The organism is Microvirga sp. M2 (assembly GCF_047497095.1).
GTDB lineage: Bacteria > Pseudomonadota > Alphaproteobacteria > Rhizobiales > Beijerinckiaceae > Microvirga.
In genome coordinates, this window is record NZ_CP134064.1 from 1,096,614 (window position 1) to 1,118,492 (window position 21,879).

General features: G+C 61.3%; 23 protein-coding genes and 3 pseudogenes. 8 read left to right on the plus strand and 18 right to left on the minus strand.

Features of this window, described 5'->3' with window-relative positions:
- Positions 1-215: 215 nt before the first annotated feature.
- From tnpA to RE429_RS24750, 5 genes and pseudogenes are all read left to right on the plus strand, one after another.
- A complete protein-coding gene (tnpA, locus tag RE429_RS24730) occupies positions 216-656 on the plus strand; it encodes an IS66-like element accessory protein TnpA (protein WP_414470661.1) in 441 nt (146 codons plus the stop codon).
- A complete protein-coding gene (gene tnpB, locus RE429_RS24735; RefSeq protein ID WP_414470660.1) occupies positions 653-1,000 on the plus strand; it encodes an IS66 family insertion sequence element accessory protein TnpB in 348 nt (115 codons plus the stop codon). The genes tnpA and tnpB overlap by 4 nt, the downstream gene beginning before the upstream one ends.
- A 45-nt stretch (positions 1,001-1,045) precedes the next feature.
- Positions 1,046-2,575, plus strand: a pseudogene (gene tnpC, locus RE429_RS24740) (IS66 family transposase); the annotation flags it as partial.
- On the plus strand, positions 2,558-2,731 hold the full coding sequence (locus RE429_RS24745) for a transposase domain-containing protein (protein ID WP_414475910.1): 174 nt from the start codon (positions 2,558-2,560) through the stop codon (positions 2,729-2,731). The pseudogene tnpC and the gene RE429_RS24745, both read left to right, overlap by 18 nt.
- 18 nt (positions 2,732-2,749) lie before the next feature.
- Positions 2,750-2,998 carry a hypothetical protein gene (locus RE429_RS24750; RefSeq protein ID WP_414470658.1) on the plus strand — a complete coding sequence of 83 codons (249 nt, stop codon included), beginning with the start codon at positions 2,750-2,752 and terminating at the stop codon, positions 2,996-2,998.
- Here RE429_RS24750 and RE429_RS24755 read toward each other — a convergent pair.
- The 5 genes and pseudogenes from RE429_RS24755 to RE429_RS24775 form a co-directional block, all read right to left on the minus strand.
- A complete protein-coding gene (locus RE429_RS24755; RefSeq protein ID WP_414474408.1) occupies positions 2,995-3,795 on the minus strand; it encodes a hypothetical protein in 801 nt (266 codons plus the stop codon). The two genes, RE429_RS24750 and RE429_RS24755, sit on opposite strands and share 4 nt — an antisense overlap.
- A 142-nt stretch (positions 3,796-3,937) precedes the next feature.
- Positions 3,938-4,528 (minus strand): GNAT family N-acetyltransferase, encoded by a 591-nt coding sequence (locus RE429_RS24760; RefSeq protein WP_414474409.1) that lies wholly within the window; start codon positions 4,526-4,528, stop codon positions 3,938-3,940.
- A gap of 157 nt (positions 4,529-4,685) precedes the next feature.
- Complete coding sequence (locus tag RE429_RS24765; protein ID WP_414475911.1) at positions 4,686-4,850, minus strand: IS3 family transposase; 165 nt, start codon at positions 4,848-4,850, stop codon at positions 4,686-4,688.
- A gap of 15 nt (positions 4,851-4,865) precedes the next feature.
- A pseudogene (locus RE429_RS24770) lies at positions 4,866-5,110 on the minus strand (IS6 family transposase); the annotation flags it as partial.
- Positions 5,111-5,295: 185 nt separating this feature from the next.
- Positions 5,296-5,499, minus strand: coding sequence for a CsbD family protein (locus RE429_RS24775; protein ID WP_370435554.1), 204 nt, complete (start codon positions 5,497-5,499; stop codon positions 5,296-5,298).
- Between the two features lie 247 nt (positions 5,500-5,746).
- Here RE429_RS24775 and RE429_RS24780 point away from each other — a divergent pair.
- Positions 5,747-5,878: pseudogene (locus RE429_RS24780) on the plus strand (IS6 family transposase); the annotation flags it as partial.
- Positions 5,879-6,133: 255 nt separating this feature from the next.
- Here RE429_RS24780 and RE429_RS24785 read toward each other — a convergent pair.
- From RE429_RS24785 to RE429_RS24815, 7 genes are all read right to left on the minus strand, one after another.
- Positions 6,134-7,129 carry a Gfo/Idh/MocA family protein gene (locus RE429_RS24785; protein WP_414474410.1) on the minus strand — a complete coding sequence of 332 codons (996 nt, stop codon included), beginning with the start codon at positions 7,127-7,129 and terminating at the stop codon, positions 6,134-6,136.
- Positions 7,126-8,007, minus strand: coding sequence for a sugar phosphate isomerase/epimerase family protein (locus RE429_RS24790; RefSeq protein WP_414474411.1), 882 nt, complete (start codon positions 8,005-8,007; stop codon positions 7,126-7,128). The genes RE429_RS24785 and RE429_RS24790 overlap by 4 nt, the downstream gene beginning before the upstream one ends.
- A 32-nt stretch (positions 8,008-8,039) precedes the next feature.
- Complete coding sequence (locus RE429_RS24795) at positions 8,040-8,876, minus strand: carbohydrate ABC transporter permease (RefSeq protein WP_414474412.1); 837 nt, start codon at positions 8,874-8,876, stop codon at positions 8,040-8,042.
- Entirely contained in the window at positions 8,873-9,793 is a 921-nt protein-coding gene (locus RE429_RS24800; protein ID WP_414474413.1) for a carbohydrate ABC transporter permease, read from the minus strand. The genes RE429_RS24795 and RE429_RS24800 overlap by 4 nt, the downstream gene beginning before the upstream one ends.
- 64 nt (positions 9,794-9,857) lie before the next feature.
- Positions 9,858-11,054 carry an ABC transporter substrate-binding protein gene (locus tag RE429_RS24805; RefSeq protein ID WP_414475913.1) on the minus strand — a complete coding sequence of 399 codons (1,197 nt, stop codon included), beginning with the start codon at positions 11,052-11,054 and terminating at the stop codon, positions 9,858-9,860.
- A 40-nt stretch (positions 11,055-11,094) separates the two neighbouring features.
- Positions 11,095-12,084 (minus strand): alpha/beta hydrolase, encoded by a 990-nt coding sequence (locus RE429_RS24810; RefSeq protein WP_414475914.1) that lies wholly within the window; start codon positions 12,082-12,084, stop codon positions 11,095-11,097.
- Positions 12,084-12,773 carry a GntR family transcriptional regulator gene (locus RE429_RS24815; protein ID WP_414474414.1) on the minus strand — a complete coding sequence of 230 codons (690 nt, stop codon included), beginning with the start codon at positions 12,771-12,773 and terminating at the stop codon, positions 12,084-12,086. Before RE429_RS24815 ends, RE429_RS24810 begins: the two co-directional genes overlap by 1 nt.
- Before the next feature lie 96 nt (positions 12,774-12,869).
- On the opposite strand from RE429_RS24815, the gene RE429_RS24820 reads away from it, so the two are divergent.
- The gene (locus tag RE429_RS24820; RefSeq protein ID WP_414474415.1) at positions 12,870-13,973 is read left to right on the plus strand and encodes an ABC transporter ATP-binding protein; all 1,104 of its coding nucleotides are present in this window, start codon (positions 12,870-12,872) and stop codon (positions 13,971-13,973) included.
- A 67-nt stretch (positions 13,974-14,040) separates the two neighbouring features.
- Here the strand turns inward: RE429_RS24820 and RE429_RS24825 are convergent, their stop codons facing one another.
- The 3 genes from RE429_RS24825 to RE429_RS24835 form a co-directional block, all read right to left on the minus strand.
- Positions 14,041-14,964, minus strand: coding sequence for a 3-hydroxyacyl-CoA dehydrogenase NAD-binding domain-containing protein (locus RE429_RS24825; protein WP_414474416.1), 924 nt, complete (start codon positions 14,962-14,964; stop codon positions 14,041-14,043).
- Positions 14,965-15,131: 167 nt separating this feature from the next.
- Complete coding sequence (locus RE429_RS24830) at positions 15,132-15,863, minus strand: FFLEELY motif protein (RefSeq protein ID WP_414474417.1); 732 nt, start codon at positions 15,861-15,863, stop codon at positions 15,132-15,134.
- 115 nt (positions 15,864-15,978) lie between these two features.
- Positions 15,979-17,667, minus strand: a complete 1,689-nt coding sequence (locus RE429_RS24835) for a GMC family oxidoreductase (RefSeq protein ID WP_414474418.1) — start codon at positions 17,665-17,667, stop codon at positions 15,979-15,981.
- Positions 17,668-17,726: 59 nt separating this feature from the next.
- On the opposite strand from RE429_RS24835, the gene RE429_RS24840 reads away from it, so the two are divergent.
- Positions 17,727-19,220, plus strand: a complete 1,494-nt coding sequence (locus RE429_RS24840; protein ID WP_414474419.1) for a wax ester/triacylglycerol synthase family O-acyltransferase — start codon at positions 17,727-17,729, stop codon at positions 19,218-19,220.
- Here the strand turns inward: RE429_RS24840 and RE429_RS24845 are convergent.
- The 3 genes from RE429_RS24845 to RE429_RS24855 are packed head-to-tail and all read right to left on the minus strand — an operon-like array spanning position 19,209 to position 21,827.
- Complete coding sequence (locus RE429_RS24845) at positions 19,209-20,060, minus strand: hypothetical protein (RefSeq protein WP_414474420.1); 852 nt, start codon at positions 20,058-20,060, stop codon at positions 19,209-19,211. The genes RE429_RS24840 and RE429_RS24845 overlap by 12 nt on opposite strands.
- Positions 20,057-21,349 carry a patatin-like phospholipase family protein gene (locus RE429_RS24850; RefSeq protein ID WP_414474421.1) on the minus strand — a complete coding sequence of 431 codons (1,293 nt, stop codon included), beginning with the start codon at positions 21,347-21,349 and terminating at the stop codon, positions 20,057-20,059. The genes RE429_RS24845 and RE429_RS24850 overlap by 4 nt, the downstream gene beginning before the upstream one ends.
- A gap of 19 nt (positions 21,350-21,368) precedes the next feature.
- Complete coding sequence (locus tag RE429_RS24855; protein WP_414474422.1) at positions 21,369-21,827, minus strand: phasin family protein; 459 nt, start codon at positions 21,825-21,827, stop codon at positions 21,369-21,371.
- Between the last annotated feature and the right edge of the window lie 52 nt (positions 21,828-21,879).

The window sequence follows — 21,879 nt, forward strand, 5'->3', positions numbered from 1 at the left end:
AATGAGATTCCTCCCGGCCTGAATGCCAGTTGGAACACCATCTCCAGTGGAGGTGGCCGCGATACTGCCTCCGACAGTGATTGTCGCTCCATCACCTGCCTTTACTGCAATAGCGGTATCGGTGGAGGAGCCCGTAGATGTGCTGTACGCATCCGGGCAGGGCCGCCTTGTGGGATTGAGGCATTTGGAAGACCACTGGCTCTATCGACGTCGATATGGACGGTGTTGTAGCCATGGACATTATCAGGGACCGTGGGCCGGTCAGCCGCCTGGACGTGGTCGACACTGGTCGCCGTCGCCGGTTCAGCGATGAAGCAAAGCTCGCGATTGTGGCCGAGAGCCATCGCGGCCCAAAGCAGGTCTCGGCCACGGCGCGCCGGCACGGGATCACCCGCTTTCAATTGAACAGCTGGCGCAAGGCTCACAGAGAAGGACGGCTTGGCGCTGGTTCATGGGATGGGTTTGTGCCTGCCCTGGTCGTGCCGGACTCGCACGCGCCCTTGGAGCCTTCGCCGACTGCGCCGGTACCGCATTCCCCACGCGGCCCCGGCCGAATGGACGTTGTCACGGCGAATGGGCGGCATGTGATCGTCGACCGGGATGTTGACGTCGATGCGCTGTTGCGGATCATCCGGGGCCTCGAGGCGCTGCGATGATCCCCATCCCAACAGGCGTTCGGGTATGGCTGGCGACGGGCTATACCGATATGAGACGGGGCTTTCCATCGTTGGCCCTGCAGGTGCAGGAAGTCTTAAAACATGACCCGCTCAGCGGTCATTTATTTTGCTTCCGGGGTCGTCGCGGCGATCTGATCAAAGTGATTTGGCACGATTCCCAGGGGGCATGCCTGTTCACGAAGCGCCTCGAGCGCGGCAGGTTCATCTGGCCGTCAGCGGCTGATGGCGTGGTGACAATCTCGCCGGCGCAGCTGTCTTATCTTCTGTCCGGAATCGATTGGCGTGCCCCTCAGGAAACCTGGCGTCCGACACGGGTCGGGTAGCATTATTCAATTGAAAAGACAGGGGAATTCTGATCGAATGGTGTCATGCCTTCAAAGCCTGATGATCTTCCAGAAGACCTTGCAAGCGCCTATCTGGCGCTGCTGTCCGAGCGTGAGGTGTTGCAGGCTGAACGAGATGTCGTTGTCGCCGAGAGGGACAGGGCTGTGGCGCAAGCCGCCAAGGCCCAAGCCCTGTTGTCCGACAGCGAGGCCCTGATCGCCAGTCTGGAACTGGCGATCGAAAAGCTGAAGCGCGAACTGCGCGGCCAGCGCTCCGAGCGCGCGGCGCGACTGATCGACCAGATGGAATTGCAACTCGAAGAACTGGTGATGGCCGCGACCGAGGATGAGGTTGCGGCACAGGCCGCCACCAGGAACTCAAACGGGCGCTCTTTTGTGCGCAGGCGGCCAGTCCGAAAGCCCTGGCCGGAGACTATCGAGCGCGAACGCGTGGTGCTTGATCCCCCGGCGACCTGTGCCTGCTGCGGTGGCTCGCGCCTGGCGAAACTGGGCGAGGACATCACCGAGACGCTGGAGGAGATCCCGCGTCGGTTCAAGGTGATCGAGACGGTGCGGGAAAAGTTCAGCTGCCGGGACTGTGAGGCGATCAGCCAGCCGCCGGCGCCGTTCCATGCCACGCCGCGCGGCTTCATCGGCCCTCATCTGCTGGCGACGATCCTCTTCGACAAGTTTGGCATGCACAGTCCGCTCAATCGCCAGAGCGCCCGGTTTACATGCGAAGGCATCGCGTTGTCGACCTCGACGCTGGCCGATCAGGTTGGGTTTGGAACCTCCGCTCTCAGGCCGGTCTTCGATCTGATCGAGAAGCATGTCTTTGCGGCCGAGCGCCTTCACGGCGACGATACGACCATCCCCATCCGAGCCAAAAGCAAGTGCACGACCGGACGGATCTGACTTACGTGCGGGACGACCAGCCGTTTGGTGGGCCTGCGCCGCCAGCCGCGGTCTACTACGCCTCAGGTGACCGCCGCGGCGAGCATCCGCAGAAACACCTGGCCGGGGTATGGCGGCATTCTGCAGAGTGACTGTTACAATGGCTTCGAGCCGATCAGTGTTGCCGAACAGAAAACGGTGCCGATTACCTTTGCCTTCTGCCACGCGCATGCGCGACGGAAATTCTTTGAACTGGCCGATATCGAGAAAAGGGCTCGGGATCGCAAAAGAAACGGCAAGCCGATCTCCCCGATCGCGTTGGAGGCCGTCAAGCGGTTCGACGCGCTGTTTGACATCGAGCGTCAGATCAACGGCTTGAGCGCCGCGGAACGACTGGCTGTGCGGCAGGAGAAGAGCAAGCCGCTGTTCGATGAGATGCACGAGTGGCTGAAGCGGGAGCGTGCCACGCTCACCCGATCGTCCGAGGTGATCGGCGCCATCGACTACATGCTGAAGCGCTGGGATGGCTTTGCCCGCTTCCTGGAGGATGGCCGGGTGTGTCTGACGAACAATGCCGCCGAACGGGTCTTGAGAGGGATCGCCCTGGGGCGCCGCAACTGGACCTTCGCCGGTTCCCAGCGCGGGGCCGATCGGGCCGCCGTCATGCTTACCCTCATCACGACCTGTCGTCTCAACGATGTCGATCCAAAAGCCTGGCTCGCCGACGTGCTGGCCCGGATCGCCGATCTTCCTGTCGCCCGCCTGCCCGAATTGCTTCCCTGGGCGTGGAAAGGCCGACGGCTGGCCGAGAACCCGGCCTCCCAGCTGGCCGCGTGACCGAAAAGGGACCGACGAATGGGATATCGCAACTCAACGCTGTACACGCTGAAATACGTGGCTGACATGCTCGGTGAAGACGAGGACTTCCTGCACGAGTGCTCCATCGAGATGTTCCCGGAAGACGGCCGCCTCAGTGCCTACGACAACTACCCAGCCTCCGAATTGACCGAGCACATTGTCCTCTTCACCGAGGATGGCATCGAGAACCTCAAGTACATCATCGAGGCTCGCAGGACCGTCGCATCACAAAAAGCCGCCCCTTAAACCTGCACCAACGTTAGCCACGATCCCATCGACGCGCGAGGCCTGATCCCGCGGTCTTCCTCGGATGCGTACGATGTGCTCTCCGCTGAGATCTTTGCGCCGGAGAGCACGAGAAGAGACAAATCGTTCCCGGCCAGAATACCCGTTGAGCTCTTCCCGCTCGCGATGAGATCCCCCGTCAGCGTGATGTTGGCCCGATCAGCTGCAGTTACAGCACTTGCTCCAAAGAGCCCTGTGGCGTTCACAGATGCGCGGGAAAGGACAGACAGGGAAAGGTCGTCCCCAGCCTGAATACCGGTTGAGCCTGTTCCGCTCGCATTGAGATTGCCTGCCACTGTGATGTTGGCTCGATCGGCCGCCACGACAGCCGTTGCACTCGAGGAAGCGTTGGTGTTGACGCTCACAGCTGCACCAGACAGCACGAAAAGGGACAGATCGTTCCCGGCACTGATGCCAGTCGCGCCAGTCTTGCCCGAGGCAATGATATCTCCGGCGATCGAGATTTGTGCTGCGTCTCCCAATCCGATCCCTAAGCCTGAGGCGGCGGCGCTATCGACCGAGATGACGGCTCCCGAGCGCACATCAACAGTGACATTATTGGCAGAACTCGGACCGATGCCGACAGAATCTGTCGGCGTCGTGCAGGTGATAGTTGCCCCTGGATCCGGGTTCGCAACCGTGCCGCCACCCCTGGTGATACTACACTCAGCTTGGGCTTGGGTACTGAACGCCACAGGCGAGATGAGTGCGAACACAACCAGCGAGACGCTGGACAGCAGGGCGATTCGGCGTGACATCGGCAGATCGAGCTTTTTCTGAAGAACAGGCAGAGGAGCTCGATCAACTAAGCCTACTAGAGGTTTATTCTCAATCGACTATTGTCTGCCACCGCGCTTATCCTGAAGATATTCATACAGACGTTGCTGATCAGCCACAGCCCTAAATGGCGGACCGCTTCCAGGCCGCTATGAGATTGGCTCGGGCATCGGGCCACTCCTCCCTCAGGAGGCTGAACCGCAACTGGTCGAGCCGGCCTCCGCCAGTCAACGACCGGAGCTCTGCCCTCAGGACGCCTTCGAGATGCCAGCCCCCCATCTTCATCCGATGAATGACCTTGTCATTTGTAGCCAGCGTCAGAGAGATGACTTTGTCTATATCCCTTTCACCAAATAGCCAGTCGAGAAGAGGGATCCCGGTTTCCACTGAGACATCCTCCCCCCACTTGCTTCTATCTATCGCAAGATGCCAAGTCGCTGTTTTGTGCAGGAGATTCGCTTCCACCATCCAGAACCCGACCTGGTTCTGAGAGGAGCGTTCGATGATGCCCAGGAAGTAGCGATTAATGTTGTCGAAGCCACCCCAATAGTCTGCAACTTGAGCTGAACTCAAGGCGCGGGGCGGGAGGTTCATAGGAGCCATGATCTCCGGATCCATGGCCCACCGCATGAACGCCTCCGGCGGGTCGCTCCTGTTCATCGTGCGCAGTTCGAAGCGATCAGTATGAAGGATGATTGGTGTGGAGTCGTTCATCGTTGCATTCCCCGGGGGCGGGCTCACAAGAGAGATAAGACCCTCCGCCGTCAAGAAGCGCTTTGCTTCATCTGCCGGAGCGCTGCCATGATTGAGGCTCAGTAAGGGCAGGTCAGTCAGGCGCTTCGGCACATGCTCGATGGGTGTTGCTCCGCTTTTATGGAGAGCGTTCTAGTCGCTGTCCGGCCAGCCTTTCGAACGGAGCCGGACTGCAGTAGTCGAGTGTCGAATGACGCCGGACAGGGTTGTAGAAGCCGTCGACGTACGGGCCGATCGCCTGCTTGGCCTCGGCTCCGGTCTGGAAGACGGTGCGCCAGACCAGCTCGGGTTTCGAGGTCTTGAGGAAGGTTTCGACAACGGCATTATGCCATCTGCCGGTGAGCGCTCGCTTGTGACGGTTGAACCGCCCCAGCAGTTCTGCGAGGAATGAATAACTCAGCGATGCACCGTCGCGTGATCGACGAAGATGCCGCGTTCGGCCATCATATCCTCCAGGTCACGGAGGCTGGGATTGTAAGCCAAATACCACCGGACACAGAGCAGGATCGCAGACCTATCAAAATTCCTGCTCTTAAATACCACGTCCTCCGCCTCTGAGAGACGGGAGAACAGTATCTGAAACTCCGAACCAAAATGTTTGCGCGGATTCGGTCGAGACGGTCTCGGCGCTCACAAGATCGCCGTCGATGGATTTCGATGGATTGAAGTACGATCTGCGCCGAGACAGCTCGGCGCAGATCAAGAGGACGCGTCGGAAAGTCCGACTGTTACCAAGTCTGACGGTTGTACCAGTCATCAACATCCTGGCGCACACGGTCCTTTTCGAGACCATAGCGTTCTTGGATCTTGCCTTCGAGCTGATCACGCTGGCCATTGATGACATTGAGATCATCGTCCGTGAGATTGCCCCACTGCTCCTTGATCTTGCCCTTGACCTGCTTCCAGTTACCCTCAACTCGGTTCCAGTCCATGCCTTGGCTCCTTCTGTTGGTGAACACGCAGGGGTAACGTCCGGTGGACTGACAAAGTTTCGCAGAATGGCCTTACGGAACATCACGGGCTCTAACCCTGCTCGCATCGACTATGAAGGCGCAAGGCTGTCCACATGGCCTTCGGCGCACATACGGCGCTTCATGGGGAGCGCGGAGGCCGGAATTGTCGCAAACCCGTCGGTAACTCAGTTCGGTGTACGGCTCCGCTAACCTCCGGAGGTGCATGATTTTCAGAGGCCGCCATTTCGACCGCTCGGTGATCCTGCTGTGCGTCCGATGGTATCTTGCCTAAGGCCTCAGCCTGCGGGATCTCAAGGAGATGATGGCCGGACGCGGTATCTCCGTCGATCATGTCTCCGAGCAGTTCGAGCGTCTCGCCGTGCAAGCGAATACGAACCGAGCTCAGATCTTTCCGTACGTAGTCAGAGATTGCGGCCGAGATCGAGGGCAAGATCCGCCAGAAAGCGGGCTTGCTCATGCATGATCTCCAAGCGAACGATACCGGAGACGATGCAGCATCGGACATGACGTCGAACCCACATCCGATACTGTCAATCCATGGTCTCGCCCATCTTGTCACGCAAAACCGGTTTCCACTTTTGCATTCGATGCTCTAGGCATCAAGGAGCTGGCGCAGTTTCTCCAATCGCTCCATGGCAACGACGCCGTCTGCAATTGTCGGCGCAGCAGACGATTCCCCCTGAAACAGCTTGACGGTGTCCGTCAGCAAGGCGTGATAGCCCTTGTGGTCTTCATTGGCCGCGGCGGTGAAGTTCGGCTTCCATGTCAGCGTGTCGACATCGTCGTTCAACGTCGCGGCAAGATCGTCGGTCTTGAAAGGCGGATTTCGGTTCCACCGAACCTCGATCACATTGTCGACCTCAAGCCTCTGATGGTCACCCATGAGCTCGATCCGTTCGACGGGAGCGCCGCGCGACTGCATCGTCCCCATGGCGATCGTCCCGATGGCACCGCACTCGAAGCCCAGATCCACGTGGAAGAGGATCTTGCCGGGAGCCGCTTCGACCTTGCGGGCGTTCATCTCCCGCACCGGCGACACAAAGAACGAGACAAGGTCCATGTAATGGACACAATGGTGCAGGAAGAAGCCGCTGTAATCGACGTTGCCGACGAAATAGGTCGGCGCTGTCATGTAGTATCCGGTGAGACCGAGAACCCTCCCGAACCGACCGGATGCCACGATGTTGTGCGCGATCCTGTTGCCGATCGAATAGCGTTTCATGAATCCGAGGGCCAACGGCTTGCGGCTGCGTTCGGAAGCCCTCAGAAGCTCACGGGCACCTTCCGCAGTGGAAGCCGGCGGCTTCTCCATGAAAACCGGGAGCCCGCGCTCGAGCGCAGCCTTTCCGAAGGCGAGGTGCTGATTGGGGCCGACGGCCATGCCGACCATGTCGATGCCACGGCTATTGATGAGCTCGTACGCATCCGACGTCAGGCTCTTGACCCCGAACTGGCGGCCCGCCTGGGCGAGCCGTGTCCCATCCAGGTCGCAGAGGGCGACGACCTCGACATCGTGGCGTACAAGCTGCGGAAGCAGCATCTGCGTGGCGTGTGTGCCGCAACCAATCCAGCCAACTTTAAGGGTCATCGCCGATATCTCGTCAGGTTCAGGTGGGACTTCAGAAAGGACGTGCTGGCCGCGAGGCGTTCGCTTTCGTCTTCATGAGGCGGGCGCCATTGGGCGAAGGGTACGCCGAAGCGGTCGTCGTTGCGGCGGAAGGGCTCGAGCGAGATCGGCCCCTCGTACCCGACATCGTGGAGCGCCCGGCAGACCTCGACCCAATCCGTGGAGCCGGTTCCGAGAAAGCCGCGATGGTTCTCGTTCGCCTGGAAGTGAACGATGCGCGAGCCCGCAAGGCGGATCGCCTCCGGGATCGAGGCCTCTTCCATATGCATGTGGAAGGTATCGAGCATCAGTCTGATGGCCGAGTGATCGACCGCGTCCAGGAGTTCGATCGCCTGCCGGGTCGTGCAGAGGACATCGCTCTCGAAGCGATTGAGCGGTTCGACGGCGAGCTTGACGCCGGCAGCAGCCGCGTGATCGCCGGCCTGCCTCAAGCCGGTGACGCACCGCTCCTTGCGTGCGAGCCTCTCACTCTCTTCGACCGGCGCAGGCGGCCGCCCGGCGAATACGAGGGGGTTGCCCGTCAGGGGGCCGCCCACGATCTCGGCCCCGAGAGCGGCTGCGCAATCGACCGTATAGCGCAGGTAATCGATGCCGGCCCGATGGGCCGCCGTCTCATGGCTCGCCAGGTTGCGCTGGAGGTTGACCCTCGCGGCCAGAACCACGCCGATCCCCGCATCTGAAAGGGCGCGCCGTGCGGCGTCGAGGTCGATCTCGCCGGGCTCCGGCACAAGAAGCTCGACGAAGTCGAAACCGAGCGATTTCATTCGCCCGAAGAGCGGAAAGTGCTCGGCCGTGAAGGGCCGCGCATATTGCATGGAGATCAAACCGATCGGATTCATGATTGTCCTTACTGAGAGTGCATTCCCGTGAATCAGCCTTTGACGGCACCTTGCGTCAGTCCGCCGATCAGGCGGCGCTGAGCGATAAGGAACAGGATGGTGGCCGGCAGGGCGCCGACCACGCCGCCTGCGGAAAGGAGTCCCCACTCGATCTGGTACTCGCCGATCAGGGTCTGAATGGCGACCGTGACCGTGCGGACGTTCCGACCGCCGAGCGTAAGCGCGTAGAGATACTCGTTCCAGGCCGTGATGAAGATGTAGAGCCCCGTCGAGATGATGCCCGGCATGGCCAGCGGCAGGATGACACGCCAAAGCGCCTGAAGGCGGCTGCAGCCGTCCGTCATCGCCGCCTCGTCGAGGCTCTTCGGAATGGCGTTGATGTAGCTCGTCAGCATCCAGACCGAGAATGGAATGGCGACCGTCGCATTGGCGATGATCAGGGCCACATGAGTGTCGAGAAGGCCGAGGCGCCGCATCATCACGAAAAGCGGAAGGATCAGCAGGACCACCGGGAACATGTTCACCAGCAGGAACTGCATCATCAGCAGCCGGCGGCCCGGGAACCGGAACCGTGAAATCGCATAGGCTGCGGTGACAGAGACGAAAAGGCCGAGCGCGGTTGTTCCTGCCGCCACGATGAAACTGTGGCCCATGTTCCCGAGGAACGACGTGCGGGCGACCAGGCGCACATAGTTTTCGAGGGACCAACTGGACGGACTGACGGCGACACCCAACGCAGCAAGCCTCTCCTGCGGCGTGAAGGACGTCATGAGCATCCAGAGGAAAGGTCCGACGGCCAGCAGAACGATTCCGAGTGCAGGAAGGTCCGTCGTCAGGATGCGCCGGGTCAAGGTCGGCTTCCCGATCATCGCTCCACCTCCCGCGACGTCCGCGCAATGTAGAAGGCGACCACGACGCCCAACAGGAGGGTGAACATCACCGCGATGGTGGTGCCATAGCCGAAGTCGAGGTTCTGGCGTGCCTTGATGAAGGCATAGAGAGGAAGCGTCTGCGTCGCATAGCCGGGTCCGCCGCCCGTCATCACGAAGATCACGTCGATGGAGTTCGCAACCCAGATGATGCGGAGCAGGCCGGCGGTCGCCAGGATTCCGGCGATGCCCGGCAATGTCACGTGACGGAACTGACGCCATGCGCTCGCTCCGTCGATGGCGGCGGCCTCGTAGCGACTCTTGGGAATGCCCTGGAGACCGGCAAGAATCATGACCGCAAAGAACGGGAATCCCTGCCATGTCAGAGTGACGATGACGGCGTAAAGGGCCTTGTCGGGGTCGGCGAGCCACGGAATGGCCGACTGAATGATCGACAGGCGCAACAGGATCTCGTTCATGACGCCGGTATTGGCGTCGTAGATCCAGCGCCACATCAGGGCGATGACGACGCTGGGCAGTGCCCACGGAACGATCACCAGAGCGCGGGCCAGGCCGCGCCATGGAAACGGGCGATTCAGGATCAGGGCTGCGATCAGGCCCAGTCCCATTTGCAGCGGAACCGTCAGGCCGATCCAGATGGCGGTATGCGTCAGGGTGATCCAGAAAACGGGATCCTGGAGGAGTTTGACGTAATTGCCCAAGCCCACGAAGCGCGCCGCATTGGGCCTGAACAGGACGAATTCATACAGGCTCGTGACGATGGCCTCGATCATCGGAAGAAAGACGATCACAACCGTCACCAGGACAGCCGGCGTGAGCAGACCATAGGGCAGCAGGCGATGACGCCACGTGCGCGCCGGTACGGCCCGATCCGGCAAGACGGCGGAAAAGGACATGGAGCAATCCCTTATTGAAATCGTTCGGGCCGCGCCCGTTCGGGGCGCGGCCCGAACGGAGTTTTCACTGGGAGGCCAAGAGACCTTCGATCTCTTTCATCATCTGCTCAGAGGTGATCTGACCCGTGAGTGCGCGCTGCATGGTGGTGGGCAGCACGGTGTTCACGAAATCCGCCGTGGCCGATGTCTGAGGCAGCACGGAAGCGAACGGCAGCGAGGCGACCGTCGCATCGACGAAGCGCTGTTCGTGCAGCTTCCAGTCTTTCGATCCGCTCTTCGTGACGGTCAACTGGCCGGTCGCCTGATTGAAGAGAACATTGTTCTCGCCCTCGGCCAGGAAGGAGATCCATTTCCAGGCCGCGTCCTTCGCATTCGAGGCCGAGAAGATGGCGAGGGACTCGTCGCCATAGGACGTCCAGGCCTTGTCGCCGCACCGGGGAACGGGCACGGCCGAGACCTTATCGCCGAGCGCCTTGACGATGTCGGCGGACGAACCGATGTGGTGAATGGTCATCGCCGTCTTGCCGCTCTTGAAGGCGCCAAGGATCTCCTGGAAACCGTCGTTCGGAGCGGACGGCGGAAGGACCTTATGCACCCGGAAAAGATCGATGACCCACTGGTTGGCGGCGATCGCCTCGGGAGTCGTGAGACCGCCCTTCTCGAACTTGGCGCCCTTCGAGAAGACGAACGTCCCCCATTGGTCCCAGCCGCCCTTGCCGCCCCGGAAACCGAAACCGTACTGGTCCGGCGCCTTGGTCAGGGCCTTGGCGGCGTTCAGGAACTCGTCGCAGGTCTTCGGCGGCTCGAGACCGGCGGATTTGAACAGGTCCGTGCGGTAGTACAGGTAGAGAACCACGTACTGGATCGGCAAATGGTACTGCGTGCCGTCCGGGCCCTTGTTGAGATTGAGCAGATTGTCGAGAAGGTCCGCCTTCCCGGCCCATTTCTCGATCCGGTCGCCGATCGGCTCCAGCGCGCCCATTTCCACGAGCCTCGGCTGAGCAAAGAGCTTCACCATCGCGGCGTCCGGCGCGTTTCCACCGACAACGGCCGTATAGAGATTGTCGTAGTAGCTGTTCCACGGAACGTTCTCGGCCTCGACCTTGATGCCGGGATTCTGCGCCTCGAATTTCTCGATGAGTTTCGACATCGGATTGTCCGGATTGTCGAAATGATACCAGAAACGCACCGTTTCGGCCTGCGCGCCGCCTGCAAGGGCCAAGCCGGCTGCAAGGCCGCAGGCCGCCAGAAATTTTCTCATCAGTTTCTTCATCGTTTCCTCCGTTCGGGATTTGTGTTTTTCAGCCGTTGGTCTTCGCCAACTTTCGCGCGGCAGCCCCTGCCGCGATCAGGGCCTCGCGCGCCGCCTCAAGCGACACGCTCATCTGCAGGAATCCGTGAACGACGCCCGGAACGACACTCACCGAATCGTCCCGTCCAAGAGCGTGCAGGCGCCGCCCGAGGGCCAAGGTGTCCGAAAGCAGAGGATCGATGCCGGCAGCCTGAAGCCAGAGGGGCGGCAACGCCTGCAGCTCGGAGTCCGAGGCTGCCAAGGGACACATCAGAGGATCGTGCCGGTCCCCTTCGTCGGGAACATACCAGTCCCAATACCGTCTCATCTTGGCGGTCGTCAGACCCGGCCCGTCGGCGAAGCGCAGGTGGGACGGCGACGTATGGTCGGCAGAATAGACACCATAGAAGAGAAGAGCTCCTCGAGGGAGCGCGCGCGCCAGCCGGCGCTCGTGAATCATCGCGGCCAGCGCCAGATTTGCACCGGCGGAATCACCCGATATCATGAGCGGGCCGGGGGCAAGCCCGAACGACGACGGCTCCGATTGCAGCTCTCGCAAGGATGCCACCACATCCTTAAGGCCGGCCGGATAGGGATGCTCGGGTGCGAGCCGGTAGTCGGGCACGACGACCGCCATCCCCGTTTCGATGGCCAGAAGACGGGCGCATCGCTCATGGGTTTCCGGACTGCAGAACGCAAAGCCGCCGCCATGCACGAAGAGAAGGATGCCTTCGGAGCGCTCTTCCGGAACGAGCACCCGCACGCGGCACTCCGCCGATCCCAGATCAGGATGGGCGGGAATGAGGTGTTCGCGGACCTCCGCCATGGGGGGAAGATCGATGTTCCAGCGCCTGTTGCCCCGTGCCGCCGCCGCACGCCCTTCGGCCGCAGGCATCAGAGTCGGATCCGGCTGAGGCCCGTCCTCCTGTGCGACGCGGTCCATCAGCGCAGCCATGTCGGGCGCCAGTTCACGCGGGAGATCCTCGGGCACCTCTCGCATCATTGCTCTCCATTCGAGAAAACGTCGGGCCCGAGATCCGCGATGGTCGCGATATGATGCGCAAGCGCCTCTGCGGCAGTCGCCGCATCCGAGCGCTCGACGGCCTCGAGAATCGAGAAATGACGCCGGGCCGTGGCCAGCAGGTCTCGTTCCCCGTGGGACCGGGAGATCTTGAACCGGTGGTTGTGGACCAGGCAGCGATGCAGGATCGGCTCCAGAGCCGGCAGGTTGGCATCGCGCAGCAGACGCCGATGGAAATCCCGGTCATGCTCGGCGAGCTTGTATTCGTCGCCGGCCCGAGCGTCCTCCTCCATTGCGGCGATCAGCCCCTTGAGGTCGGCGACAAGCGCGCGGCTCGGCCGCTGGAGGGCCCTGACGACGCCGCGGCATTCGATCGACTGCCGGAGCCGGAACATCTCGACCGCTTCGTCGGCCGTGCAATCGGCGACCCGGGTCCCACGATGCGCCTGCCGGATGACCAGTCCTTCCTCCTGAAGCTGAAGAAGCGCTTCCCGTACAGGCCCCTGGCTGCACCCGAACACCCCGGCGAGATCAAGCTCCACAAGGGGCGCACCCGCGGGAAGATCGCCCAGCATGATATCCCGCTTTACGGCTTCGTAGACCTCTCCCGACTTCGCAGGGCGAAGCGCATGGGGATGCTGGGTCCGTTGGAGGTACAGGCTGACCATGACCGTCTCAGCAATGTTGCATTGAATTATGATTATCATTATCAATAATGGTAATCAACAGGATCAGCCAAGATCCGCATTCGGCAGGAGACGGGAATGGCCCAGATCAGACTCGAGAGACTCGCGAAGCGCTACGGAAGCGTCGAGGTGATCCCCGGCATCGATCTCACGATCGGCGACGGTGAGTTCCTTGTCCTGGTGGGCCCCTCCGGCTGCGGAAAATCGACCCTGCTGCGGATGATCGCCGGTCTCGAGGAGATCTCATCGGGCACGCTGCGCATCGGCAATACCATCGTGAACGAGCTCCCGCCGGCCGACCGCAACGTCGCAATGGTGTTTCAGGATTATGCGCTCTACCCGCATATGACCGTCGGCGACAACATGGGCTTCGGCCTCAAGATGCGAAACGCACCCAGCGGGGAGATCAACGAGAGGGTCACGAAAGCAGCCGAAATTCTCAAGATCGCGCCGTATCTTGAGCGTCTGCCTGGCCAGCTTTCGGGCGGGCAACGTCAGCGTGTCGCCATGGGGCGGGCGATCGTGCGGGAACCTGAAGCATTCCTGTTCGACGAACCTTTGTCCAACCTGGATGCGGCGCTGCGCGTGGAGATGCGCCTTGAGATGGCGAAACTGCACCGGCGCATGCGCGCCACGACCGTCTATGTGACCCATGACCAGGTCGAGGCCATGACGCTGGCCGACCGGATCGTCATCATGAATGCGGGGCGTGTCGAGCAAGTCGGCCGGCCTCTCGATCTCTATCACCGCCCGCACACTCTGTTCGTTGCCCGCTTCATCGGAAGTCCGGCCATGAACACGTTCAATCTGCGGACCGAGGAGCGATCAGGCGTCCTCGGCGTGCGCCTGCAAGAAAGCAGCGTGATTGAAATTCCGGCGCCGACGGTCCAGCCGTGTGGAGACGGCGCGCCGATCACTGTCGGGATCCGACCTGAAGACCTGAGCGTCTGTGAGCCTCGTGACGCGTGGTTGACCGGCGAGACGGTTCTTGTCGAGCGGTTGGGCGGCCAGACCTATGCCTATCTTGATGTCGGAGCGGAACGCCTCGTGACGGTGGAGCTCCCGAGGACGAGCGAAGCGATGCCCGGAATGGTTTTGTCCATCGCAGGCCGAACGGATGCCATTCACATCTTTGCCGAAAACGGCAACCGCCTGAACAGGGACGCCCGCTTGCCGGGATGACGGACTCAATCCACACGATCATCGTGCGAGAAACCGGGTCCGCTCTCTCGCACGATGCGCTGGACACTCAAGGCACGACAGTCCGAACCTGTCGAACATGCGCGATGGCACGATCACGCAGGGCCGCTCGTGCGGGGTTAGCCTCAAGGGAGTGCTCAGCCCTCATGCTCTCAGCCAGCGTCTTGATCAAAGCGTCATCCAGGGCACTGCTCGCGTTTCGCTCCTTTGCGACCTTTTCAAAGATGCCGCCATATCGCGAAAGATAATCGGCAATACCGCCGGGAGCATTGAGGTCCATGGCGGCGAACGGCCCCATGCACGCCCAGCGCAACCCAAACCCTTGCGTGATGACCGTGTCCACGTCCTGCGGCCGAATGACCCCCTCTCGCACCAGGTGGAAGAACTCATTGAGCATGGCACCCAGGACTCTGTTTGCGACGAAACCCGGCGTTTCACGGAGCAGCCGGACCGGAGCCTGGCCGACGTCCGTCATGAATGCGCAGGTATGCTCGACCACCTCGTCCGATGTGAACGGGCTCGGGACGACTTCCGTCAGCGGCAGGAGATGTGGTGGAGTCAGGGGGTGAACGACGAGGAAACGCTCCCTTGCTGCGATACCATCGGCGAGTTCCGAGGGACGAAGGCCGGACGTGCTGCTTGCAAGAATGGTTCCTGGATCGGCCGCGTCGGCGATCTGATGGAGCAGCTCGCGCTTGAGCGCGAGGTCTTCCGGAGCCGACTCCTGCACGTAGCGTGCCCCGCGCAGAACGTTCTTCAGTTCGCGATGAACCCTTATGCGATCAAACGCCTCTGGGGGCACTGCGCAGTTCGTGCCGATCAGGCTCGTCGCCGAAGCCTGCAAGTCCGAAATGATCTTTGCTTCACTCAGGCCAGATCTATCCCAGATCGAGACACCGAGCCCCGCTCGGGCAAACACGAGAGCCCACGAGGTCCCGATGATTCCTCTTCCGACAATAGCGACATCGTCCATTCGACACTTCCTCGGTGGTGTGCAGGCAGACCAGAGATATCTCCCGATGGTAGAGCCGCTTCCGTTCAAATAACAAGCAACGCCCAGGTCAATGCGACGGCGCCTCTCGCCAGACCCGCGCCCTGGCCTCTGTCACCATCACTGTGAAAGACAGCCACCCCACTGCGCTATTGCGCGAGCGGCTGGCTCATTACAGCATCCAGAAGGCTGTCGTCGCAGGCGAACAGGGCGTCCAAGAGTTGACGCTCGCGGGAGGTGACGATCTCCAGAAAGTCATCCGCATTGCCAAGTTCCCGAAATGCAACGTAGCCCCGCTCTAAGAAGCTTTGCAGATCCTCAAATCCCGCGAGCTTGGCCGGACGACGCATCACCGCCAGAGCGGAACCGATGAAGCGCTTGCGCGTGAGGTGGTCGAGCGCTTGGCCGAGGTGCTGGACGAGGTCGATCTGCCGCTCGCGGTCGCTGCGACGTCCGACCTTCCGATAGGCTTGACCATAGGCAGGCGCGGTGAGCCTGGTGCTGCTCCCCCGCAGAACCTCCGCCATGGCAGTGTCAAGGTCTTCGGAAAGAGCATCGAGTTCAAGGGCGTCGGCGACGACCTCAAGTCCACCCGCTGGAACGAGCTTGAGCATCGTCGGAATAATTCGGCCGATCTGATCGTCCCGGCTTCCCACGTCCTTAGCCGCATAGACATCGCTGAGGAAAAAGCTGGCGGACGGTCCGAAGCGAGGGCTTTCCAGGAGGTCTGCGTGAGTTCTGGCCAGGCGCCCCGCCTGCCATTCCCGTAACCTCTCGCGGGTGGCCGCCAGCTTTGGATCGGCGCGGCTGCGGGCCCGCAGGGCAGCCGCCTTTGCGAGCTGGCCTTCGAGGCGATCGGCCAGAGCTTCATGATCTCCCATCGCGACCCAATCTCATCTTGAACTGCTGGGCGAAATGAGATTGGCAGCTTCACATCGCAGGTGCTTGAGAAATGTCAACGCAAGACGATCGCATGGCGCCAGAGCGAACCCGCAATCAGGAAACAACCACGCCGGGGTCCTCATAGACGTTAGCTTTGATCATAGCAGCAGCCTTCTCACCGATCATGATTGCCGGTGCGTTCGTGTTTCCTCCGACAAGAGTAGGCATGATGGAGCAGTCCGCGACTCGGAGGCCGCTCACTCCCCGAACCCGTAGTTCGGGGTCAACAACGGAGGCCTCATCGCTTCCCATCCGGCAGGTTCCGACAGGATGGTACACGGTATCCACCCGCGCCCTGAGAATGGCGCGGATTTCGTCATCGCTTCGCACATCTGCCGTAAAGCAGTCGACTGTGCGCTGCGTTGCGAGAACGGGAGCATCGAGAAGTCGGCGCGTGATCTTGAAGCCCACAACCATGTGCTCGAGATCCTCCGGGGCTCCGAAGAAGTTCGGATCAATGGCGGGAACTGCCATGGGATCGGAGCTTTGTAGCTTGACCGTCCCACGGCTCCTGGGGCGCAAAAGGCAGACATGACAGGAAAAGCCGTGTCCCCAATGCAGTCTGCGCGCGTGATCATCCACCATCGCCACGACGAAGTGAAGCTGAATGTCGGGAATGTCCAGATCTTGGCGCGTCTTCAGGAAACCGCCCGCTTCAGCGAAATTCGTCGTCAGCATGCCCCGTCGCTCAGTCACGTAGCGTCTCGCCTCGCGCGCCAAGCGCCCGAACCCCCGGAGCGAAATTCCGAGAAGGTCGAGGCTCCTCGCTTTGTAGCCGAATATGAAATCGGGATGGTCCTGCAGGTTCCTGCCTACTCCGGGCAGGTGCGTGACGACGGGGATCCCGAACCGTTGCAGTTCGCCCGCATCTCCAACGCCCGAGAGCATGAGAATCTGCGGTGATTGCAGGGCGCCTGCACTCAGGATAACTTCGCGGCGGACGCGTAGGCTGCGTCGTCGTCTACCCTGCGCATACTCGATGCCGATGGCTCGCGTTCCATCGAACAGAATGCGGAGCACCCTGGCGCGGCACGCAACATAAAGGTTTCGGCGCATGCCTATGTGAGGATGAAGATAGGCCCGTGCGGCGCTCCAGCGCTCCCCGTTCCTCTGAGTCAGCTGGTAGATTCCGAGACCTTCCGGCTCAGGCACGTTGAAATCGTCGCAAAGAGGGAACTGGGCCTGTCGGGCTGCCTCAAGGAAGGTCTTGTGAAACGGGTTGTCGGTTCGTGATCGTGAAACGGGAAGCGGGCCTTCGCGACCATGCCAGGGTTCTCCAAATTCTTCATTGCGCTCGGCTTTCTTGAAATAAGGCAGTACCCCGTCGAAGCTCCAGCCCGCGCAGCCGAGTGACGCCCAATGGTCATAGTCCCATCGGTTCCCTCGCGTGTAGACCATCGCATTGATGGCTGAACTGCCACCGAGAACCCTTCCGCGCGGCTGATAGCCCCGCCTCCCGTTCAACCCGGGTTGAGGCACTGTCTCGAAGGCCCAGTTGTTGAGGCTTGTCGGCACCATGAAGATGCCGGCCGCCGGGGTCGTCACAAGCCAACTGTTGCCGGCGTTGCCGGCCTCGAGGAGGGCGACGCTCGTGTCGGGTTCCTCGCTCAAGCGGCTCGCGACGACACTTCCGCTCGATCCGCCGCCAACAATCACGAAATCAAACTCGTCCCCGGGCGCCTCCCTGGCGTCCAGCCACCCTGTCGCCTCCGGGGGCGGAAGTCGGAAATTGACTTCTCTCATGCCATGAGCCTCGCGATTGGTTATAAAATAAAAGATGTTGCAGCGGTGGATATTGAAGAATGTCAAATGCTGAACGCATGACGGCGGTCGATACGACGTGGCTGCGCATGGATCGACCGACAAACCTGATGCAGGTCGTCTGCGTCATTGAACTGGAGCCACCTGTCAGTCTCAGTCGTCTCGAGCGTACGCTCGGAGCGCGCCTCCTGCGTATTGGCCGATTCCGGCAGCGCGTCGAGGACCGTTCGGGGACGCTCTGGTGGTCGGATGACCCGAACTTCGATTTGTCGCGCCATATCAGGCGCGTCCGCCTGCCGACACCTGGAAGAAAGAGCGAACTTCAACGCTTCGTCGCCGAAATGGCCGTTACAGCGCTCGATCCAAGCCGCCCCCTGTGGCAGTTCCATATTGTCGAACTCGATCAGGGCGGCGCAGCCGTCGTCGGGCGTATCCATCATGCCGTCGCCGACGGCATTGCCCTGATTGGCGTCCTGCTGTCGCTGGTCGACAACGGGAAGAAGGTCAGGACAACCCGGGCTGCACCACCCGGAAACCAGGGGGCGGGTCTGCTGGAAAGCATCCTGATTCCGGTGTCCAAGGGGCTGCAACTCTCGGAAGAAGCCTTGCGCAGAACGGTCAATCTCGTCGGAAGCCCCAGTCAAGCGCTCCGCAATGGAACGGGAATTGCGGCCGAACTCGCCTATCTGATGCTCATGCCGAGCGACAGCCAGACATGTTTCAAAGGACGGTTGTCCGGCAATAAGCGCGTTGCCTGGACCGACCCTATCTCACTGCCCGAGGTTCAGGTGGCCAGCAGGGCTCTTGGTTGCTCGATCAATGACATGCTCTTGGCCGCAGCGGCGGGAGCCTTGAACGGGTATCTGGCCGACAAGGGAGATGAGACCAGGGATGTCGAGATTCGCGCGCTCGTGCCAATCAACCTGCGTGAGGCGGCCGCGGATCATGAGCTTGGGAACCGATTTGGGATTATCGCGGTGGAACTGCCCGTCGGCCTCGAAAATCCTCTGGCGCGCCTGTACGAGGTCCATCGCCGGATGGATTCGCTCAAGTCGTCCTACGAGCCGCTGGTAACCTTCGGCTTGCTCGAGGCGCTCGGCTATGCCCCGAAGGTTGTTCAGAATGAGGTGTTCGAACTGCTCCTCAGCCGCGCGACTGCCGTGATGACGAACCTGCCCGGGCCGCAACAGCCCCTTTACCTGGCCGGAAGCAGGATCGGGCAAATCATCTATTGGGTGCCGCAGGCGGGAGAGATCGGCATGGGAGTGTCGATCATATCCTATAACGGCCAAGTGCAGTTCGGTCTCATGACGGATGCGGCGCTCGTGCCCAATCCAGAGGCGATCGTTGCTCGTTTCAAGCCTGAGTTTGAACAGCTTCTGTATTTCGTCCTCCTCGCGCCGTGGATGGAGGAGGGGAGTGAACAGGTTCAGCCGAAGGCAAGAGCAAGGACATCGAAGCCACGCCCAAGGTCGGCTGCGAGGCATCCGGTTGCGTCGGCCCTGAATGGAAGGACGCGCCGATCAATCCGATAATTCCAACTTTGCAAGGCTCGCATCAAGGTACTCCATTGCATCGAGCGGATGGCATCGCGCAGCCTCTTCATAGAGTCTCCGAGCCTCTGCTCGCTTCGACGTTCCGAAGAGCGTCAGAAGGCCGTTGGCCTGTTCGATGCGCACGATCGGAGCAGTGGGGGCAAGCTCCAGAGCCTTGGCAAAATGCCGGCAGGCGACTTTCTCGCTGGCGCCGTAGGTCAGTGAACCAAGCAAGGCTCCAACTTTCCCGATGATCTCCGCATGATAGACGCCGAGGGCCAGATGTGCATCGGCGTGACGCGGTTCCAGCTTGAGAGCCTGCTTGAGGCTACGCTTGATCTTGCCGCCCAACCCCTGGGCCAAGGCCGCCGTCACCGAGATCTCCTGGCTGTAGCGTCCGAGCGCCTGCGCATGAAGGTACCAGGCATTGCAGAGACTGGGCGCTGCCTCCTGCAACTGCTCGGCCCGCTCAGCCGCTTCGAGGAAGAGGGCCTTCTTCTTCCCGGCAGTCGTTTCAAGGTAGGTCGCATAGATATTCGTGGCTTTGTTCGCCACGTTGTAGCCGAGAGGGCCTAGGGATAGACCGAGACGCACGGCCTCGCCGAGATCGCCGGAATGGAAAGCTCTCCAGGCAGCCTGCAACACTTCGCCGGCTTCCTTGGGAGACATTCCGGGCTCGAGCGCGGGATGCCGTGTGATCAGGTCAGCGAGATAAGCCGCATCCGGGTATGGTTCGCGATCCCCCTGATGCAACCGCGTCCAGTGTTTTCTGAGCAACGGGCCCGGGTAGTCGTAGCGTGCTTCAGGCGTTGAAAACCGCTTCCAACGCCGGGCTGTCATGCTGCTCCCCTCGGGGCGGACGAGTCCGGTAACGGAGCGGATGCTTGCTTAGGTGACCGCTTCGTTTTCGAGCGATGGGCGGTGCCGACTCCCGACAGGCAGTGGTCCAACGCATCCAGCGTCTGCCGGAGGTGTGAAGTGGCTTGGCTAAGCGCCTTCGCATCCTGGCTGCTAAACTGTATTCCCGAAGCAGCGAGGGTGCGTGCCGGATCCGCCAGCACAGATCTGTCAAGCTCAACCCCATGACGGGCAAAGATCGGGGCGAGCTCGTCGAACCGGTTTCTCAAATCGGCTCGGGTGGCCTGATAGGCGTGCTCCGACAGGCTATGCCGGTCCGCGTAGCTGAAGATATTCGTGAAGAACATCTCGGCATCGTCCCGGCGCGGCTCGAACAGCAGAACGTCGGCATTCGGAAAGTCCCGTCCGTAGCCGCTCAGCGCCACCTGCATGCGGGAATAGATGATGGAGCGGAATGTCTGAGACAGGACCGCCGGTAATCCCCACTCGACGATGGAGGCCGGCTTCCGGTGGGAGCGATGAGCGGCGGCGACGGAGTCGAAGGGGACCAGCGGATTGACACATATAAGCAGGGTCGCCCCTTCCCGCAGCGCGATGGACGCGTGCAGCGTTTTCATCAGCGCCCCATCCACGAAATAGTGGCCATGGATTTCGACGGGCGGGTAGAGCCCGGGCAGGGCGGTGCTCGCCTGAACCGCCCGGGATATTGGAACGTCGTCCCAGCCGGGCGCTCCGAAGGCCACGGTCTCGTTCGTGTCCAGATCCGTTGCCACGACGAAGAGCTGACGCGGCAAGGTGCGAAAATCGTTGCTGAGCTCCGGGTCCGAGAGCAGGCGTACGAGATAGTCGCCGATGGGAGCATTGTTGAAGAGGCCGGTGGGAAGCGCGCGGGCCAATTCCTGGAATGCCTCGACAAGCCCTCGGGACTGAGGTGCCGCGAAGTACCGCCTTGTCGCCTTCGCGACGAGGCGGGGCAGGGAGCCTACCCGGCTCAGATACTCGCCGACGGCAGGTTGGAGAAGGAGCTCCGGCTCCAGAGGGTTGTCGATACCCTCACGCTCGATGAGGATATCGCGCATGGTTTTAGGCGACAGACGGTTCGCCAGTCCCGCAGCGACGAATGCCCCAGCACTGACGCCCACGAACACGTCGCAATCGGTCAGATCGAGGCCAATCAGGGCCTCATCGAGGGCACAGAGGGCACCCAGTTCCCAAATGGCTCCTAAAGGGCCTCCACCCGCCAGAGCAACTCCGATCTTCCGGCGGGTCATGCCCGGACCTCCCCGAAGTTCAGGCGGCGCGAGAATGGGATCGGGCTCCTGTCGCACTCCTCTTCGCCGTCGTTCGAGCCGGTCGTTCTGCAACGGCGTCGGAAAGCTTCTTGGTGACACTTGTCAACTCGGAGACGCGCCTCGAAAGGCTGTCGATGTCTTTCTTCGTAGGCACGTTAAGACTATGAAGGGCACGCTCGACGCGCTTCTCGAAGACCTCTTCGAGACGGTCCCACGTTCCGGTTGCCCGGGACCGGACATCCTCTACGTGTTGATCCGCAACTTTCCGGATGCGGCTCTGAACCGTCTCTCCCTCCTTGACGAGGGCGTCAAACAACTTCGAGCCTTCTTCCTGAGCCTTGGAAAATGCTCCTAGTCCGGCCAGCCAGATCTGGTTCGCGGAATCCCGAATGGCGGTGGCGAGCTGCCCATCGGAACCCGAGCCTACTTCCCCTCGCTTCAACTTGCTTGGCATCATGACGTCCTTTCCTTCGCGGATGCACCCACACGGGTCAACCCACTACAAAATT